We start from the raw sequence: 18,357 nt of genomic DNA, 5'->3' as shown, positions 1-18,357 counted from the left end.
AAGAATATCCACACGTCAAAAATCAACAGTATCAGGAAAACAAGCCGAGCGTCACGCGACACTCGGCCTTTGGTTCCCTCTTACAAGGGCCAGCAGTTTTATCGGCTCGCTTTCAGATTAGAGATGGCTTCGTTGAGGTTCTTGAGTGCTGCTTCATCGGCAGCCAGTGGAGAATTCGACAACGCAGGCAGAAGCTTGTCCCACACGATGTTGAGTTCGGACTGCATGTTGCGAGTGTTGGCGGTGATGGCAACGGCGGCGTTGTACTCCGGAATGACAATGCAAAACTGACCATCTTTTCCATCGCCTCGAAAGGCATCGTGTCGACATCTCCAGAACTGAAATCCGTATCCCTGATCCCAGTCGCTTGAAGGATTGCTTCCGTTGGAAACCTGCTTCGAAGTTGCTTCCGCGATCCACTCCTCCGGAATCAATTGTTCGCCGTTCCATTTTCCCCGCTGAAGATAGAGTTGTCCGAACTTGGCAATGTCTTCCGTCCGCAGGTACAGCCCGTAACCTCCGATGGAAATGCCTTGAGGATTTGCATCCCATTGCGGGAATTGAATTCCGAGAGGCTCAAACAATCGGGGACCAAGATATTCAACGACTGTCTCTCCAGTCACCTTCTGCAGAATGGCGGACAACATAAACGTCGCGGGTGTGTTGTATCGAAAGTGGGTTCCGGGCTTATGAGGAACAGGATGGGCGAGAAATGCTTTGATCCAGTCAGATTCATTGCGAAGGTTCACTTCATCCTGATGACCGGTCGTCATCGTCAGAAGGTCTCGAATCCGCATCGCTTTCAAATTGGAAGAGACATCCTCAGGTGATGATTCCGGAAAGTAATCGAGCACGGGATCATTGATGGACAACTTTCCTTCCTCGACCGCAAGTCCGATCGCCGTCGATGTGAAACTCTTGCTGAGTGACCACAGAATGTGTGGCTTTTGAGGTGATTCCGGCTCCCACCATGCTTCTGCGACAACGTAGCCGTTGCGGACGAGCATGAAGCTGTGCATCGAGTCAACTTCCCGGTCGGCCGTCTCAATGAATTCCAGCAATCCCTTCGAAGAGACCCCCTGAGATTCCGGAGTGCTTTTCGGCAAAGAAGTTCCCGGAGCCTGGTCTTCCGCCATACTGACCACGCTAAAACTCGCGATCGAAGAGACACAGATTGCAACGACCACAAGCTTCAGGCATTTGCCCCAGTTCGCTCGATCGGAATAAACTCTGAACATAAATCGACCTCAGGTGAGAACCCAGTTGTTGAAAAGAGGAACGAGCGGAATCGTCAGTCGAATGAAATTTCAATGCGAAGATATTCTTTTCGCCGACGGATTCACACCCTCGGCATCAGTTGTCCCGGAAGCCGTCAAGAGAATCCGCCGTGAGTTGCCGATTCATCCTGTCCGTGATTGAATCCCGAGATCCCGAAACGCAATAAAAATTGTCGTTGATTTCCCGGCACGCAATCACACAATAGGAGACGTCACACGCAACGGCTGAACGTTCATTGCGGGCGCGAGCCGGATTCGAGATCATCGAGTGCAACTGTTAAGAGCACAGTTGTGAAAGCACAGTGATTCGTTGAAACATTGTGATCGGATGCCTGAGTTTTGAATTCAAAACCACATGCTCCAGATCCTCATTTTAGATCAGTGAGAACATTTCATCATGAGATACGGATTCATCATTGCTGCCCTGTTGGGTTGCTGGTTCACGAGCGGAATCGAATCGCAAGTGACCGCAGGAGAATTTAACGAGGTCAAAAGCTATCTCGATCCAGCCCCTGAATGGGAAGCACTCCCCAACGCCAGCGGTGAATCGCTCACCTTCTCGGACTTCAAGGATGCAGACGTTCTGGTTGTTGCTTTCACCTGCAACAGTTGTCCATATGCAGTCGACTACGAAGACCGACTGATTCACCTGACCGATCACTACAAAGCATCAGACAAAAACGTTCAGGTTGTCGCGATCAATGTCAATCTGGTTGAAGCTGATCAACTCGACGCAATGAAAGTGCGTGCGAAAGAAAAAAGCTTTTCCTTCCCCTACCTCTTCGACGAAACACAACAGATTGCCAGAGCTTATGGAGCCTCACGGACTCCGGAATTCTTCGTTCTCAACAAAGACCGGAAGATCGTCTATATGGGTGCCTTCGACGATGACACCAACGCCGAACAAGCTTCGAAGCACTATGTGAACAACGCAATCGAAGCAGCTTTGAAAGGGGATCGCCCGGAAGTCGTCGAAACAGTCCCGATCGGTTGTTCGATTCGATTCCTCTCCGAACGGGAAATGGAACGATTCAAGAAGAAGCAAGCTCGCCAGAGATAATCATAGCGAGCTTTCGAAGCGACCAGCGAGAACCTTGCATCGCTACTTGCATCACTACAACAGTTCCAGATGACCGGTGATTGCATCAATTCTGTCTGACCGATCCGGACCTATTGCGAGACAAGTCTTCGTCGGCTGTCCGTGAAACTCGGTCTTTCCACTATCAACAATCAAATGCACTTCCAGCCCAGCTTCGACAGCTGCGTCATGGATCGCCAACAATTCTTCTTCGCTGTTGACGCGGCAGCAGATTTTGGCGAAACGAGCCTTGAGCCATTGTTGCTGGTCGACGGTCAATTCGTTGAGCGAAACGGATTCTTTCTGACGGAGTCGATTCGCGAGGAACGACATTGACGCATGCGCCCCTTGCGCGATCTGCTTGCCTCTCCTCATTTTCAGATCATGACGCATCACGATCACCTGCTTGAGAGGAAACTCCTGAGACTCGTCGAGCTTCAAACTCGAGACAGATCGCTTTCCGATCAACAGCCCAAGCTCGCGCCACTTCCAGTAGCAGTCCACATCTTCGAATCCGATATTCCTCAACCACTGCAGTTGCGTTTCGACATCGAGTAACTGATTCGAAGGATCTTCGCCGGTTTCGATTTCACTGATGGCCTTCATGAACGCGGCATGAACATTGTCATTGGGTGACGCAACGTGCTCAAGATTGCAGAAGAATCCCCCCGGATTGAGCCGGTCAAAGACCTCTTGGTAAAGCTCGCGTTTCCGGCGATGCGGACAGTGATGAATCGCGAAACTTGAAACGACCGCATCGAACGTTCCCAGCTCACTCAACGGTTGCTCCAGATCATGCTCAACGAACTGGACTCGATCGTCGCCGTGCCATTGCTCCCGTGCGCGACGCAACATCGCCGGGGAAAAATCGAGGCCAACACCGACGGCATCCGGACAATGCTGAAGGACCAACTTCAGCAGATGCCCATCTCCACAACCAAGATCGAGAATCCGTTTCGACTCTTTCGGAAGTTCCGCCAACAGCGTCGATTCACCCGCTGCTCGCTGCGGAACTTCATTTTTAATGGCGAGATACGCGGTCGCGTGCTCTTCGCTGAGCCATTCACTAGGCAACGGATCTTCCTTCCTTTAACGACTTATCCCGAAACACTCATGACCATGAGAGCATTCGCATCGGCGCTCTGCACAGGGTTGCCCCGTCGCTTTCGAGGAAAGTCCCACTGCCCTTATCGATCACAGAGTGCAAAGGGGAAATGCTCCGAAAGTCAGACGGACGAACGATCAGATGGTTCGCATTGATTCGCCTGAGCGTGCGATGTTTCGACAGATCGAGACCAACAAACCATTCCCACTCATCCAGCAGATTGCTGAGGAGCGTTCGAAGATCACACATGCCTCATTCGACTCTCGGACCGCTGGTTACTTCGATGGTTGTCTCGGTGGTCTGGCTGCCGACTTCGCCCCCCGCGGACGAATGAGCGGGGCGACTGGTCGTCGGTTCTCATTGATTTCCGCCTGATGAGCTTCCCAACTTGCCTGAAGTTTTGCGACGACATCGGGATGGCTGGAAGCAACATTCGTCGTCTCTCCAATGTCGGCCACTGTGTCGTAAAGCTGTACCGGTTGGGATGATGGTTCGCGTCCGGAGATGTCTGCCCCGCGCTGCCCTTTTGTTCCCTCTGCCCACGGATAGTACTTCCACTTTCCACTACGAACAGCACCGGGACCGTGCATCAAACAGTACACATCGTGTGGACTCCTGGCCCCCGCTTGAGCAGTCATCAGAGGCAAAATGTTTTTCCCGTCGATCTTGCGTTCAGGAAGTTTTCCGTCCGCCAACGCTGTGACCGTCGGCAGAACATCGATCGTCGCTGCGACTTCAGAACAAACCGATCCGGCGGGAATTGTCCCCGGCCACCACATCAGTGTCGGTTCGCGGATTCCTCCGTCGTAAACACTCGCCTTGCGACCGCGAAGCGGCAATGACGATCCAACGGCCGCCCCGTTGTCGCTTGTAAAGATCACAAGCGTCTTTTCGTCGATCCCCTCAGCCTTCACAGCATCCAGAATCTGCCCGACCGACCAGTCGACTTCTTCGATCGCGTCCCAGATGAGATGGTCCGTTCGTCCAGCGAAGGCTTCTGAAACAGCCAGCGGTAAATGCACCATCGTATGCGGAAGATACACGAAGAAGGGCTCGTCCTTGTGAGCACCAATAAACCGAATCGCTTCTTCAGTGTATCGTTTCGTCAGCGTTGTTTGATCTGCGGGGTACTCGATGACTTCATCATCTCGCATGAGCGGGACGGCGTTTTTAATCTTCTTGCCGGCCTGCAAATCCGCGAGTGTGCCCCCTTCGCGCAACACAACATCGTCTGCGATTTTGTTGGCGGGATCGATCCACATATCGTTGCTGTAAGGAACTCCGTAATAAGAGTCGAAACCCTGCATGGTGGGCAGACAGGGAGGCAAATGCCCGAGGTGCCATTTGCCAATACACGTTGTTGCGTACCCAGCATCTCCAAGTACCTCAGCGATTGTGACTTCGTCCGGATGAAGCCCGTTTTGTGCATTCGGAAAGAGAACGGGTTTCATACTGACGCGCTGATAGTGACATCCGGTCATCAGCGAAGTGCGTGACCCGCTGCAAACTGCGCAGCCCACATAGAAGTCCGTAAACTTCATCCCTTCGGCTGCCATTTGATCCAAATGCGGCGTCCGCGGGCCGGTTGCCCCGTTAAACCCCACGTCGCCATATCCCATGTCATCAATAAAAATCACGATCACATTGGGGCGTTCTTCCGACTGGGCAGAAGACTCTGTCGCGATCAAGAGATGACTACTCAGAGTGAGCAAGCCAAGAACGAAAGTCGAACGAAGAAAAGACCACATAAGCTTGAATCCTCCAAAGTTGAAGTTGAGCCAATTCTCGCGGTGTGATCGCGAACCGAATGCAACAGAGAAAAGAAACGCCGAGGGAGTTTTCCCGACTCGTCCGCTTCACAGACCAGTTCTTCCCAATGATGTCACTCAAGAGCTTAACCCGTGTGACGTATTGAATCGAGGCAGCCGACTCATCCGTTCGAATCGACCTCGATTCGATTTCATGCGGAACACTTGCACGCAACGATACGAATGGTCTAAACCGAACCTGCAAAATGACGTTCGACAAGGAATGAAATCGATGAACAACTTCTCCCGCAGACTGGTCTTGAAAGCAATCGCAGGCGGCGCTGCACTGATTGGACTCAAGAGCAAAGCTTCCGCTCAATCTTCTCCGCAAACAACCGGCGAACCGATCGACGATTGGGGCACGACTCACGACCGAGTCTGGCTGGGAAGTCAGTTCTGGGCTAACCCAATGGAAGACTGGCGAGTCATCGATGGAGCTGCGGAGTGCCAGTCGCTCGGGAACGCCCGCAACATTCACCTGATCACTCATCAGTTGACCGACCCACAACAGCCGTTTGCCATGTCGGTCGATCTCGCACAAGTCGAACTCAAAGGCCAAGACGCCGGTGCGGGATTTCGTGTCGGAACCCGAAGCGACATCAACGAATACCGCAGCAATGTCTTTGCAAACAACGGAATCAATGCCGGTCTCGTCAATGGAGAACTTGTTCTCGGCAAGATCAAAAAGCCGCTCAAAAATCCACTGGACGTCAAGGGATTTCGCCTGCATCTCGCCAGCACTCCAATGGGCAAGCAGTGCAAGTTGACGTTAACTGCACAGTCCCCCAACGGAGACGTCATTGACTCGGTGAGCACAACCGTTCCGAGCGATCAACTTCTCGGAAACATTTCCCTCGTCAATAACTATCAACCACTTCGACGCCGCAACAATCAGCAGCAAAATGGCGGGAAGTCGCGCTATCGCTTCTCCAACTGGATCGTCGAAGGTGACGCCTTCACCGTCGCAGAAGATCGCAAGTTCGGACCGATCTTGTGGTCAATGTATTCGCTCAGCGATTCCCGTTCGGATGAGGGATTCGTGATGAAAATCAGCGCCCTGACCGGCCCGCTCGGCGAAGAGGACAACCAGGACGTTGAACTCTACATTCAACAGGACGGCGAATGGAAAGATCTCGGGACCGCAGCTTTAGACAAAGATGCCTGGGTCGCGACGTTCCGAGTTCCGAACTGGGACGAAAAAACACCGACGCCATATAAACTGGTATATCGGGAACGTCAAACGGACGGTACAGAAACCGCATCCGAGTGGACCGGGACGATCCAGAAGAATCCGACAGGACGACCGCTTCGCTTCGGTGCTCTGACGTGCCAGAACGATTACGCGTTCCCTTACGAACCTGTCGTGAACAACCTGCTGAAACTCGACCCGGACATGGTCTATTTCTCGGGCGATCAGATTTACGAATCACATGGTGGCTACGGAATCATTCGCGATCCAGCCGGCCCCGCGATTCTCAACTACTTGAGAAAGTACTACCAATTCGGATGGTCTTTCCGAGAAGCAATGCGAGACCGACCGACACTCTGCATCCCGGACGACCACGACGTCTTTCAGGGAAATATCTGGGGTGAAGCCGGAGCAGCAATGACCGGGCTGGAACAGGGTGCTTCCTCCAAAGGGGGTTACCGCGAACCCGCCCGAATGGTCAATGCAGTTCATAAGACGTGCGTGGCCCACCATCCCGATTTCGCAGATCCCACACCAGTCAAACAAGACATCAGCGTCTATTACGGCGACATGGTGTACGGAGACGTCAGCTTCGCGATCATCGCAGACCGCCAATGGAAGAGCGGTCCCGAACGAGTCGACACCGGAAGCGGCCGCGCAGATCACGTTCAAGATCCCGATTTCGACACGTCGAAACTTGATAAACCAGGATTGGTCCTTCTCGGAGAACGCCAGGAAGAGTTCCTCCGGAACTGGGCCGAAGACTGGCGTGGACATACCATGAAAGTGCTTCTCAGCCAAACAGTGTTCGCAGGTGTCGCCACGCATCATGGAGGCTTCGATGGATACCTGAAAGCGGATCTCGACTGTGGAGGATGGCCGCAAACCGCTCGTGATCGTGCCATCGACATCGTTCGCAAGTCGAAAGCATTGCACATCAACGGAGACCAGCATCTCACGACCATGGTCCAATATGGAGTCGACGAACAGCGAGACAGCAACTGGTCCTTCTGTCCGCCTGCCATCGCAGTGGGTTATCCTCGATGGTGGCGTCCCGACGAAATTGAGATGCCGCACCAGAATCGCCCGGAGCACGACCTGCCAAACACAGGAGAATTCGTCGATGGTCTCGGCAATCTCGTTTATGTCTACGCTGTCGGAAACCCGGAAGTCGGCACCGCTCCCAACCGCTACGATCGAGCCCATCAAAAGGGAAGCGGCCTTGGACTGGTGACGATCGACACCGAGAACAAAACCTACCAAATCGAGTCGTTTCGATTTCTTGTCGACGTCACGGACGGAGATCCTTCCAACCAGTTCCCCGGTTGGCCTGTCACGATTCACCAGGAGGAAAACGCGGGAGAGAATCAACTTCGCTGAGAGTTGAACTTCATCAAGAGGGAGGCAATTCCCTCCCTCTTGTCTGTGTATCCGTGACGTTGGCAGCGATGGAGAGCATTGTGGCGAAGCAGTTGAGAGTTGGAGTTTTTGGAAGAACGGGCCGAGGCAAATACGGACACGGACTCGATACCGTCTGGCTCGACATGCCCGAAACGGAAATTGTCGCGGTCTGCGACGAGGACCCCGACGGACGCGCCAAAGCCGGAAAGAAACTGAAAACAACTCAACTCTATTCCGATTATCGGAAGATGCTCGAAGAGGCGCAACTTGACATCATCGCCATCTGCCCTCGATGGATTGATCAGCATCGCGACGTTGCCGTTGCAGCGGCGGAACATGGCGTTCACATCTTTATGGAAAAGCCATTCTGCCGTTCTCCGGAAGAAGCGGACGAAATCGTTCAGGCTTGCGAGATGCGGCACATCAAGCTCGCCATCGCTCATCTCACCACTTACAGCCCGCGGATTCCGGTCATCAAATCGCTGATCGAAGATGGCACCCTCGGCCAGATTGTGGAAATTCGGCTGCAAGGCAAAGAAGATCGACGCGGCGGACCAGAGGACCTATGGGTCCTCGGTTCACACATGCTCGACCTCCTCCTCACTCTAGGCTTCGAACCCGAATCGTGTTTTGCGACGATCCTGCAATCCGGTTCACGGGCTCCCCTGAGCGACGTTTATGACGGAAACGAAGGGTTGGGCCCGCTGCTGGGGAATGCGATGCGGGCCGAATATTCCCTGAAGTCCGGAGCCGCTGCGCACTTTCGATCCGTCCAGAACTGCGCCGGAAATCCGTCACGCTACGGAATGAGAATCTGCGGTTCCAAGGGTGTCATGGACATCTACGAGGGGACGTTGGCTCCGACATATATCTTACTGGACTCCAACTGGTCCACAGCTCAAACAGATTCTCGCTGGCAACAGGTTTCCAGTGCAGGAATTGGGGCTCCGGAACCATTGTCCGGGCAGCGTTATCGATCGCGAAACCAGATCGCAGCTGAAGACTTGATCGACGCAATCCAGACGGATCGCGAGCCGCTGTGTAGCATGTATCAGGCTCGCCAAGTCGTCGATCTGATCTGCGCGACTTTCGAATCGCACCGCACGAATTCCCCGGTCTCACTCCCGCTGCAATCGCGCACCCATCCATTTGCGAACCTTCTCTAACTCCACCTTTCAAAGCTCCTCACTTCGGGTACAACCTCGAAGTGGTCTTCACCGAATCGCAAGTGGAATTCTCAAGCCATCGAGTGCACGAAATTTCGTCGAATGCGGGGAAACGATGAAAATATTCTTCGCCGCAAAACGAAACGACTGTGAGAAGCGGCACGCGAAAATTTAGAGAAGAGACGGTTCTGTTCCCGTGAGCGCAGCTGAACTCAGTTGCGAAATCTTTCGGAATCTCCGACGATCCAATTGAAAGAATCCTCCTGTTGAAGCGAGACAAAGCAATGAGACGCTTAACGCTGTTAATGTTACTGATGATGTGCCTCGTCCATGGTTGTGGAGGCGGCGGCGACAACGTCGCGGAAAACGACAGTCCGGAGCAACCGGAGAAAATCGAGGCCAATGCGGCGCCCGCTCCTTCTCAGGAGGAGGCAGAACCTCTCACCCCATCGACGGAAACCCCAGTTGCCGACGCTCCATCAACGGGCACAATCTTCGATCGAGTCCCCGCTGACACAGCCGCGATCATTTCGATTCGCCCCTCAAAGGCGATGAACAACCCAATGTTTCCGGCAATCCTTGAACTCATCACGGATTCCAATCCACAGGTCAACTCCGAAGAGGCTTTAGCGGACTTCGAAAAAAGTGTCGGCGTGGCACCAGAGCAAGTTGAACAAATCCTCATCTGCTTCGACGGAGAGATTCTCACTGCAGCAGGCGCAATGGGGATGATGTTCCTTCAAATGGGGATGGGGCCGGGAATGGGTCAGCTTGACCCTGCATTTCCAGCTGAAGAATTCGCCGTCGCTGCCAACGGACAGGTCGATCTCGACCGGGCAACATCGGACGAGCTGACACCGGTTGCATTTCAACCCGGAATCGGACCGCCACAAACTCCTCCGCCTCCCGTCATCCTTGTTCAACTTGTTCCGGATGTCGATATTCAAAACATTCTTGATTCGGTTCCCGAGGGAGAACCCATTGATCTCCAAACGGGAAAAGGTGTGAAAACCGCCGATGGAGTCGTTCTTCCACTCAGTGATTCACAGCTCATCTTCGGACCGCAAATCGACCTGGAAACCGTTCCGACGGACGCGGGAACCGGCCCGATTTCGGCTGCATTGACCCGAATGCAGAAGCAGGACATCGGAATTGCCCTCGACATGCAAACCGTCACCAAAGTCATCGGGGAACTGCAAGGCGACCAACCTAACCCGATGATCGGGATGGCCATGACGTTCCTGCAGCAGGTGAAAACCGCTTCCATCGCCAGCGACCTCGAAGACTCCCAACTTCTGCAGGCAAAAATTGATGCCATCAATGCAGATTCTGCACAGGGGCTTCAATCAATGCTGAACAGCTACCTCGCCATGGGAAAGCAGCAGTTCGAGAAATCCAAGTCACAACTCCCGGAACACGATGAGTTCCGGACACTCGTGAGTGCCCTGGTGGATCAAGCAGCAATCTCCACAGAAGGAACCCTGATCACGGTCAACGTTCCACGCCCAGAAGGCTTTGAAAATCTCCCAAATGCCATTCAGCAGGTCGCTGAAATGGAGAGAAAGAAAGCCGAGGAGATTTACGTCCCGCGCAACAACATGAAGCAAATCGGGCTCGCATTTCACAATTATCACGATGTCTACAAATCACTCCCAGCTGCGGATTCCAACGGTGTCGCAGAAAAATTACAAGGAAAGGGTCTCAGCTGGCGAGTCCACCTGCTTCCGTTTCTAGAACAAGCCCCACTGTACGAGCAGTTTCATCTCGACGAACCGTGGGACAGCGAACACAACAAAACGCTGATTCAAGAAATGCCCGCAGCCTTCGGAACCAACCCAGACGGCAAGACTTCAATTCACGCCTTCACCGGAGGAAGAACTCTCTTCCAGGAAGGTGAACCCGGACTCGGATTGCGAGACATCACGGATGGAACATCCAACACAATTCTCGCCGTTAAGGCCGGAGACGACACCGCTGAAATCTGGACCAAACCTGGGGGACTGGAATACAACGAAGAAGAACCGTTCGCCCCACTGGGAGACATTGGCGACCAGTTCCTCGCACTCTTCTGCGATGGATCGATCACAGATATTCCAAAATCGCTCGATCCGGCTGAGTTCCGAAGATTGATTGATCCCCGGGACGGAGAACCAGTCAACTTCCGATAGGGAATCCCTGACTCGCCCGCTCCTGTTCAGAAAGCAATCACAGTTGCCAATTGAGCCTGGCCAATCGAAAGGATGGCAACTGAACGACGCAAATTGAGAACGACAAAAAAGAACGACGTGACTGAACTTTATCAGTCACGTCGTTTTTCGTTTGCAGCAATCTTCTGAAGTCACACCATCAAGAACTTACGGCCAATCGCTGGGCTGCTGAAGAATGTGCTCTCAGCCAACTGGATCTTTGGTCGGTGCTCTTCTGCTCTCTGGTCGCCGGCGATTCGCACGAGCCATATCCGTCATCACTGAATGACACAAGCTCATGTGAGTGCACAAGAACCATGGCAATGGCTTAGGTGTTGGTTTCTGCTTCGCCTGCTCGTGCACGACGTTCGCGAAGTCGAGTTGCTTTTCCGATGCGATCTCGAAGATAGAAAAGCTTCGCACGACGAACGCGTGCATGTCGCTTCACAACCACATCAGCGACTTTGGGAGAGTTCACAGGGAACGTTCGCTCGACACCTTCTCCGGCAACGATTCTGCGTACAAGAAAGCTTTCGTTCGTGCCGTGTCCCCGTTTGGCAATCACGACTCCTCCGAAGATCTGAATCCGTTCTTTGTTCCCTTCAAGAATCCGGGTATGAACGTCAACAGTGTCGCCGACGGCAAAGTTCAGTTTGTTCTCACGCAGGCTCGACTGCTCTGCGAGGTCGAGAAGTTTGTGTCGCATTTCTGATAGTCCTGATTGTCACGAGCGGTTCCTGACGAGGGACGAGGAACATCGTATTGTCTGAATCGTCCGTACCTGACGACGCAGCTAGTCCGATGAGGAAAAGTGATCTTCTCCATCGCTGCCGCTAAAAAGGTCTCGGCGCCGTTCTTTCGTCCGGGCCTGACTTTGAGCCGACCGCCACTCGGCGATCGCCTGATGATTTCCACTCAAGAGGATCTCGGGAACAGACATCCCGCGAAATTCTCGAGGTCTCGTATATTGAGGATATTCCAATTGTCCGGATTCGGAAAATGAATCGAGTTTCGCACTCGATTCGTCTCCCAGAACGCCGGGGATGAGCCGCATGACGCTCTCGATCATCAACATCGCTGGGACTTCGCCCCCATTGCAGATGAAATCTCCAATGGAAACTTCAAGCGGTTGAAGCCCTTCACTGATTCGCTCGTCGAAGCCTTCATACCGCCCGCACAGAAGCAGAAGACGTTGCTCTTCCGACAACTCTTCAACCAATCTCTGATCAAGCCGTCGCCCTTGGGGAGTCAGCATGATCAGACGCCCAGGCTGTCGGCACTCCGCTTGAACCGCTTCGACGCATTCGAAGACGGGTTCGCAACGAATCAACATCCCTGGACCGCCGCCGTACGGAGTATCATCAACGGATTGATGACGATCATTTGTCCAGTCGCGGAAGTTCCACAATGCAACTTCGATGAGCTGCGCGTCGATCGCTTTCTTGAGCAGGCTCTGCTGCAAGAACCCCTCAAAAAGTCCTGGAAACAAGGTGAGAACGTCAAAACGCATCCGTCTACCAGATTTCAACCACCCGATCTTCTCAGGAGTGAATCCCGAGAAGCTGACTCAAGTGGTTTTCAGAATACTCGCTGGGCGATCAACCGGTCATCGCGGCATCCGCCTCGATGAACAGTTCAGTCCCGCAACTGTGAAACGATTCCTCGGACGGCATCGCATCGATCGAGATGCCACCCTGAACCGTTTGAACAATCTGTCTAAAAGACAATCGAGCGCTGACTCGACAGATGCCACTTTACGGTCGGGAAATGCATTCGGCCGGAAAAGCATTCCGAATGCTTAACCTTCCGCTGACTCAGTTGCCTCGGCACCTTCTTCTGCCGGAGCTTCTTCCGCAGCAGGCGCTTGCTTCACTTGAGGCGCAGCCATCGGAGGAGGTGACTTCGTCGCTCCCCAATCGTTCTCTTTGAACTTTCGGATCAACACTGCAACTTTTTCGGTGGGCTGTGCGCCGACCGAGAGCCAGTGCTCAACACGATCGATCTTCAAAGTCACCCGATCCGACTTTTCAGTCTTCATTGGATCATAGGTTCCGACTTCTTCAATCGCTTCCCCGTCACGAGGACGCCGAGCATCCATGACACAGATGCGATAAAACGGGCGATGTGTTCGCCCCATCCGCTTCATTCGAATACGAACCGCCACACTTGTCTCCTCTGAGACTCAAACGTTTGCCGATTCAGACCAGCTAAAATCGGCTCAGATCTTGTTTCTAAAACTTCGTGCCACAACAACCTGTTCGTTGGCACGTCCGGCAGCACTCACTTTCGATTGAGTCGCTGACCCACGATGCGAATCCTGAAATTCGACAAAGTGCTAAAAAGTGAGTGCTGAAAAGTGGATTCTCATCAAAAATCAGAACGATTCAGATGATTGACAACACTATTCGCAGCTCCGCACCCGCTTCCATCAAGGCTTAACCATAGAAAGAGTCTACAGTTACAGCAAAATGCGTGCACCTGAACCTCTGACAGAACTTTGGGGAACGTGGTTTCATACACAATTTACCGTGCACTGTCACGTCAACAGGCCCAAAATTGCGTCGCCGAGCTCCCAACTTTCGCTCTCAGGTGCTTCGCATTTTAACGAATCCGAGAGACTACTTCTTCCGTTTTCGTGCCTTCTTCTGACGTTGCCGCTCCTTCTTTTTCTTCTCACGCAACGCATCTTTGGTCAAATCACCTCGTTTGCTGCGTTGCTTTCCTTGTGAGACCCCACGACTGTTCGGATTCATGGCTTCCGATTGAAGCTCTCGAACAGCTTTCATGCGATCTCCCATGTTCATTCCGGCCATCTGCTGCATCATCCCGGACATCCCCTTGAACTGCTTGAGGAGGTCGTTGACTTCTGCAGGATCTGTCCCACTTCCGATCGCAATCCGATTGCGGCGAGATCGATCGATTCGATCGGGATGGCGTCGTTCCTCAACCGTCATCGAGGAAATCATCGCTTTCACCCGTTTGACGTCCTTGTCCGGATCCATCCCATCCATCGCTTCCATGGCCTGAGCCATCTGGCCCATTCCCGGAATGAGCTTCATCAAAGACTTCATGGAGCCCATTCGCTGAATCTGAGACATCGCTTTCAGGAAGTCGTCGAGCGTGAACTTCCCTTCCAGCATCTTCTGCTGCTGGTCCTCCATCTCCTCAGCATCGAGGACACGCTGAGCTGTCTCGAGGAGGGTTGCCACGTCCCCCTGCCCGAGAATTCGCTGCGCCATTCGCTCGGGATGAAACGGCTCGAGTTTGTCGAGTTGCTCCCCGACCCCGATATATTTGATCGGGACCCCGGTCACAGCTTTCACTGAGAGTGCAGCCCCGCCGCGTGTATCCCCATCAAGCTTCGTGAGGATCACGCCATCGAGTTCGAGAGCTTCATTGAAAGCTTTCGCACTGTTGACCGCATCCTGCCCGGTCATCGCATCGCAAACCAACAATGCCTGATGCGGCATCAGTTTGTTGTCGATCTGAACGAGCTCTTTCATCAACGAGTCGTCGATGTGCAAACGCCCGGCGGTATCGAGAATCAGGACATTGCATCCTTCTTTCTTCGCCGCTTTCTGTGCGTTCTGGCAAACCTTTACAGGAGTGCTCGAACCAGCTTCTTCCCAATAAACCGGAACTCCGACCTGCTCGCCAATCACCCGCAACTGCTCGATAGCCGCAGGTCGCTGAAGGTCGGCAGCAACGAGCATCGGAGTTGCCCCCTGCTCTTTCAGCATCGTCGCCAGTTTTCCGCATGTCGTGGTTTTTCCAGCCCCCTGGAGACCACACATCATGATGATTGCCATCTCTCCGCGACGAATGGCAATCGAATGGTCCACCGGCCCCATCAGGTTGACGAGTTCGTTGTAGACAATTCCGACGATCTGCTCGCCGGGCTTCAACGACTTCAGAACCTGGTCACCGACCGCTTGTTTCGTGACGTTGTCACAAAAAGACTTTGCGACATCGTAATTTACGTCCGCTTCGAGGAGCGCTTTGCGAACTTGCGCCATTCCGTCGCGAATGTTGCCTTCCGACAACTTTCCGCGCGTGAAATTTCCGAGTGCGTCTGTGAGGTTTTGTGTAATCGATTCGAACATGGAAGCTTCAAAACTCGTGATTCAGAGTGAATGAGTCGAGCCCGTCAATGTAGCAGAATCTTCGCAAAGTCCCAACGAAGACAGGCGACGCCCGAAATCGAACGCCGCCTGTGTGAGAGAGAGCGCAACAAAAGTTGTGAGAGTCTTTGTGAGAGAGACTGTGAGAGCGTTCGTTGCGTTGAACGATTGATTAGCAGACGAGGTGCCAAACTTTCTCAGAAAAACCGAACCAGTCACTCGTGAAACGGCATCACCCCACCACAAACAGCTTACCCGAAAGGACTTACAACTCAAAACCCGACCGAAGTGAGAATGGATTCACCAAGACACCTTTCGCAAGACATGTTTCGTAGACGCAACGCAGAAATCCAACATGATGCGACTGGGCCACAACCGTGAACCTCGACGAACTGGCCACAGACTATCTTTCCCGATGCGCTCCCAAAAGTCCGCTCAGAGAACTCAATCCTTCAATCGCTGCATTTTGTCGTTGATCTCCAACAGGACGGGCCCCAGAACGGCATTGAGATCCGGATTGGATTTCAGATTGGCAACGAGTTCATTCACTGGCATCGAATGAGTTCCAGCCATTTCCGTAGCCTTATTCATCGCAGACTCCGGCAACGCCGATTTCAGTTTGGCCAACCCGTCAATTTGCTCACTGACTTTTTTCAAGCCGGGGAGTGCATTCTGGGCTTCTTCCACATCAGAAATGCCAGCCAGTTGACTTCTCAAAGAGACCACAACCCCGTCCAGGCCATCTGCATACTGACTCCATTCTACGACCGAACGATTCTCCTCGACTGGAGCAATCGGCTTGAGAGCTTCATGCTGGACAGGATCAGACGGTTTCGCCTCAGCGACCGTTACGGGATCAGCCTGCTCCGGATTCTGGAAGAAATTCCACGCGAACAGCCCGAGCACAACCACGGCTGCAAGCGGTGCCCACGTCTTGACGAATGAGGCATCGGCATTGCCACGCATCTTCTCTGGGGATCGACTCCCTTTTTCCAGAGAAGCTGGGCCGGGAATCTCCGGAAGTGAGAGACCTTTGGGCAAAGCGGTAGCGATGTTCGACTTCTGATTCTCGAACAAATTCTCCAAACCATGAGGAGTCAGTTCCTCCCCTTGAAACTGCTTCAGAATTCCCCCAAGCGCTATTGGTGCGACATACCCGAGCAGCTTCTTCACAGTGTCCGTGTCGCTGCCGAGATAGCAAACGAGTGTCCCCACAAGGCTCGTTAACGGTCCACTTCCGAGCAAAGCTGACAGAAAATCATATCCTTTCCGAGCGGCTTCTGTCGGCTGAGAGGCCATCATCTCTGCAACGCGCTCACGGTCACTCTCATCGAACTGATTCAGGCGAGTGGCCAGTTGATCCGCTCCGGAACGAGTCAAGACAAAGCCCGACAGAGTGGAAAGCAATGCTGGAATCGCAGCCTGTGAAGCAACCTTGGTCTTATTGTCGTCCAAGCCCAGCATCGTCCCGAGTTTGTCGGTGATTGCAGCTGTCGCTTGATCCTTAACGATATCGATGAGATTCATCATACGCTCCGATTTAGAGAGATATGTCCATCAGAAGTGAATTGAAGGAGAGGACTGATCACCCAGGGACGAACCGCATCGTTGGACAACATAGACGGTCCGATCTCATAGCGTGGCGACCCAAATTCTTCGCCCACTGATCAAGCGAGGCACTCGAATTGAACATCAACAGGACGCAAGAGAACCGCATTCTCAAAAGATTCCGGAACGGCAGTGCACACAGTCGGCACTGAGCCTCTGACTCACGTCCGTCTCTCGAGAAAACCATAGGCACCCTCCATTCAAAGCGGCGAGGGCGTCCGTGCCTCGATCGTTTCCAAAACCGATCGCATCAACACCCATTGAACCGTTTTTTCACACTCCCGTCAAGATTGATCGGACGGTTTCAAACAGTCCTTGCTAAGGCAACTCGACAAGGGCGCCCATTCCACAGAAACCCCTCAATCCACCTCGACAACCACTTGAGTCGTCGACTTCACCCAGAAGGTATGCTGCCCCACACTTCTGGCATCGCTGCGAATGGGGACAGCTGTCAAAGCTGAAGAAGATGAACGAGCTTACTGACGCCACTGCGAAGCGCTGAGAAAACAGCCCGGCGAATTGGAACCACTGAAAGCTTGAGGAACATGGAGCGTCGAGCGGGTGAACCATTGGAAAGAAGGAGACGACGCCCAAAGGCCCCCCAGGAAAAATACCCGAAGAAAAGAAAGAGCCCAAGCATCAACGGAATGAACCGTGACACCTGGGCTCTATAACTCTCAATTATTAACTGTCAACAAATCCCCAATCCGAGACTGGCGATTTCTGAAGTTATACTACGCTCGTCGTTTAAGACGTTTCCGAGCTACGAAACCTGTAATTCCACAGCAAACAAGCGCGAAGGTCGAAGGCTCTGGGACAACATTCCCAAGGAGTTGCGAACTGTCGATCGCAAGTCCTTCGACATTATTAAATGCGAAGTAGCCATATCGGTTTCCACCGACTGTCGCAGCAATATCGTCCAGAGTTCCAAGAGTCTTTGTATAGACTGTTGTGCCAAGACTATCTTTCAGGTTTAAGTCAACAGCGAGATTTCCACCGTCGTCATAAAAACTCTGCTCGAATGTGTACCACCCAGCATCAGCGACCGTATAGTTGGAACCATTTGTCAGCTTGCCGTCATTGAGGCTGTAGTCAGTATTGTTTGACCCATTGACAAGCAAATCTCCTCCGACAACACCAACATGGAAAATGAAATCCCTTAAATGGGCCCCAGACTGGTTGTTCACTGCAACACTGTAATCGAAACCAGATCCCGTGGCCCAAGTCGAATCAAGATAGATCGCCAGCGACGCTGTGAATCCGTTTTGCATTGTTGAAAACATCTCTGGAATCTGAGATGAGAATGCGCTAAAATCTGGTGATGAGTGATTCCCCACGAACGAATGTGTTGTTGGAAGTGGCAAAGCTGTCGCTTCGGATTGGACGCAAGTATGTCGAGCCGTATTCGCATGCGAAGA

The 18,357-nt window shown here is 52.9% G+C and carries 13 protein-coding genes; 4 read left to right on the top strand and 9 right to left on the bottom strand.

The features are described from left to right. Positions 1-98 precede the first annotated feature (98 nt). Positions 99-1,238, bottom strand: coding sequence for a serine hydrolase domain-containing protein (locus KOR42_RS20820; RefSeq protein ID WP_197441408.1), 1,140 nt, complete (start codon positions 1,236-1,238; stop codon positions 99-101). A 436-nt stretch (positions 1,239-1,674) separates the two neighbouring features. On the opposite strand from KOR42_RS20820, the gene KOR42_RS20815 reads away from it, so the two are divergent. Then, on the top strand, positions 1,675-2,337 hold the full coding sequence (locus KOR42_RS20815; protein WP_146511765.1) for a thioredoxin family protein: 663 nt from the start codon (positions 1,675-1,677) through the stop codon (positions 2,335-2,337). Between the two features lie 54 nt (positions 2,338-2,391). On the opposite strand, the gene pth2 is transcribed toward KOR42_RS20815, so the two are convergent. Then, positions 2,392-3,429 (bottom strand): aminoacyl-tRNA hydrolase, encoded by a 1,038-nt coding sequence (gene pth2, locus KOR42_RS26900; protein ID WP_197441407.1) that lies wholly within the window; start codon positions 3,427-3,429, stop codon positions 2,392-2,394. A gap of 306 nt (positions 3,430-3,735) precedes the next feature. Beyond that, the gene (locus KOR42_RS20800) at positions 3,736-5,208 is read right to left on the bottom strand and encodes a sulfatase family protein (RefSeq protein ID WP_146511764.1); all 1,473 of its coding nucleotides are present in this window, start codon (positions 5,206-5,208) and stop codon (positions 3,736-3,738) included. Positions 5,209-5,500: 292 nt separating this feature from the next. Here KOR42_RS20800 and KOR42_RS20795 point away from each other — a divergent pair, with 292 nt between their 5' ends. The 3 genes from KOR42_RS20795 (at position 5,501) to KOR42_RS20785 (ending at position 11,192) form a co-directional block, all read left to right on the top strand. Beyond that, positions 5,501-7,837: an alkaline phosphatase D family protein gene (locus tag KOR42_RS20795; protein ID WP_146511763.1), complete on the top strand. Its 2,337-nt coding sequence runs from the start codon at positions 5,501-5,503 to the stop codon at positions 7,835-7,837. A gap of 80 nt (positions 7,838-7,917) precedes the next feature. Continuing rightward, positions 7,918-9,024: a Gfo/Idh/MocA family protein gene (locus tag KOR42_RS20790; protein ID WP_197441406.1), complete on the top strand. Its 1,107-nt coding sequence runs from the start codon at positions 7,918-7,920 to the stop codon at positions 9,022-9,024. Between the two features lie 284 nt (positions 9,025-9,308). After that, entirely contained in the window at positions 9,309-11,192 is a 1,884-nt protein-coding gene (locus KOR42_RS20785) for a DUF1559 family PulG-like putative transporter (protein ID WP_146511761.1), read from the top strand. A 346-nt stretch (positions 11,193-11,538) separates the two neighbouring features. On the opposite strand, the gene rplS is transcribed toward KOR42_RS20785, so the two are convergent. The 6 genes from rplS to KOR42_RS20755 form a co-directional block, all read right to left on the bottom strand. Then, positions 11,539-11,916, bottom strand: a complete 378-nt coding sequence (gene rplS, locus KOR42_RS20780; RefSeq protein ID WP_146511760.1) for a 50S ribosomal protein L19 — start codon at positions 11,914-11,916, stop codon at positions 11,539-11,541. A gap of 87 nt (positions 11,917-12,003) precedes the next feature. After that, entirely contained in the window at positions 12,004-12,720 is a 717-nt protein-coding gene (gene trmD / locus KOR42_RS20775) for a tRNA (guanosine(37)-N1)-methyltransferase TrmD (RefSeq protein ID WP_146511759.1), read from the bottom strand. A gap of 288 nt (positions 12,721-13,008) precedes the next feature. Then, positions 13,009-13,374 carry a 30S ribosomal protein S16 gene (gene rpsP / locus KOR42_RS27675; protein ID WP_146511758.1) on the bottom strand — a complete coding sequence of 122 codons (366 nt, stop codon included), beginning with the start codon at positions 13,372-13,374 and terminating at the stop codon, positions 13,009-13,011. 454 nt (positions 13,375-13,828) lie between these two features. After that, positions 13,829-15,313 (bottom strand): signal recognition particle protein, encoded by a 1,485-nt coding sequence (gene ffh / locus KOR42_RS20765; RefSeq protein ID WP_146511757.1) that lies wholly within the window; start codon positions 15,311-15,313, stop codon positions 13,829-13,831. A 462-nt stretch (positions 15,314-15,775) separates the two neighbouring features. Next, positions 15,776-16,861 carry a DUF937 domain-containing protein gene (locus KOR42_RS20760; RefSeq protein ID WP_231741048.1) on the bottom strand — a complete coding sequence of 362 codons (1,086 nt, stop codon included), beginning with the start codon at positions 16,859-16,861 and terminating at the stop codon, positions 15,776-15,778. Positions 16,862-17,673: 812 nt separating this feature from the next. After that, positions 17,674-18,222, bottom strand: a complete 549-nt coding sequence (locus tag KOR42_RS20755) for a PEP-CTERM sorting domain-containing protein (RefSeq protein WP_146511755.1) — start codon at positions 18,220-18,222, stop codon at positions 17,674-17,676. Between the last annotated feature and the right edge of the window lie 135 nt (positions 18,223-18,357).

The sequence above is a fragment of the Thalassoglobus neptunius genome (assembly GCF_007859735.1).
Classification (GTDB): Bacteria; Planctomycetota; Planctomycetia; order Planctomycetales; family Planctomycetaceae; genus Thalassoglobus; species Thalassoglobus neptunius.
This window is presented reverse-complemented; position numbering and strand designations above follow the sequence as displayed.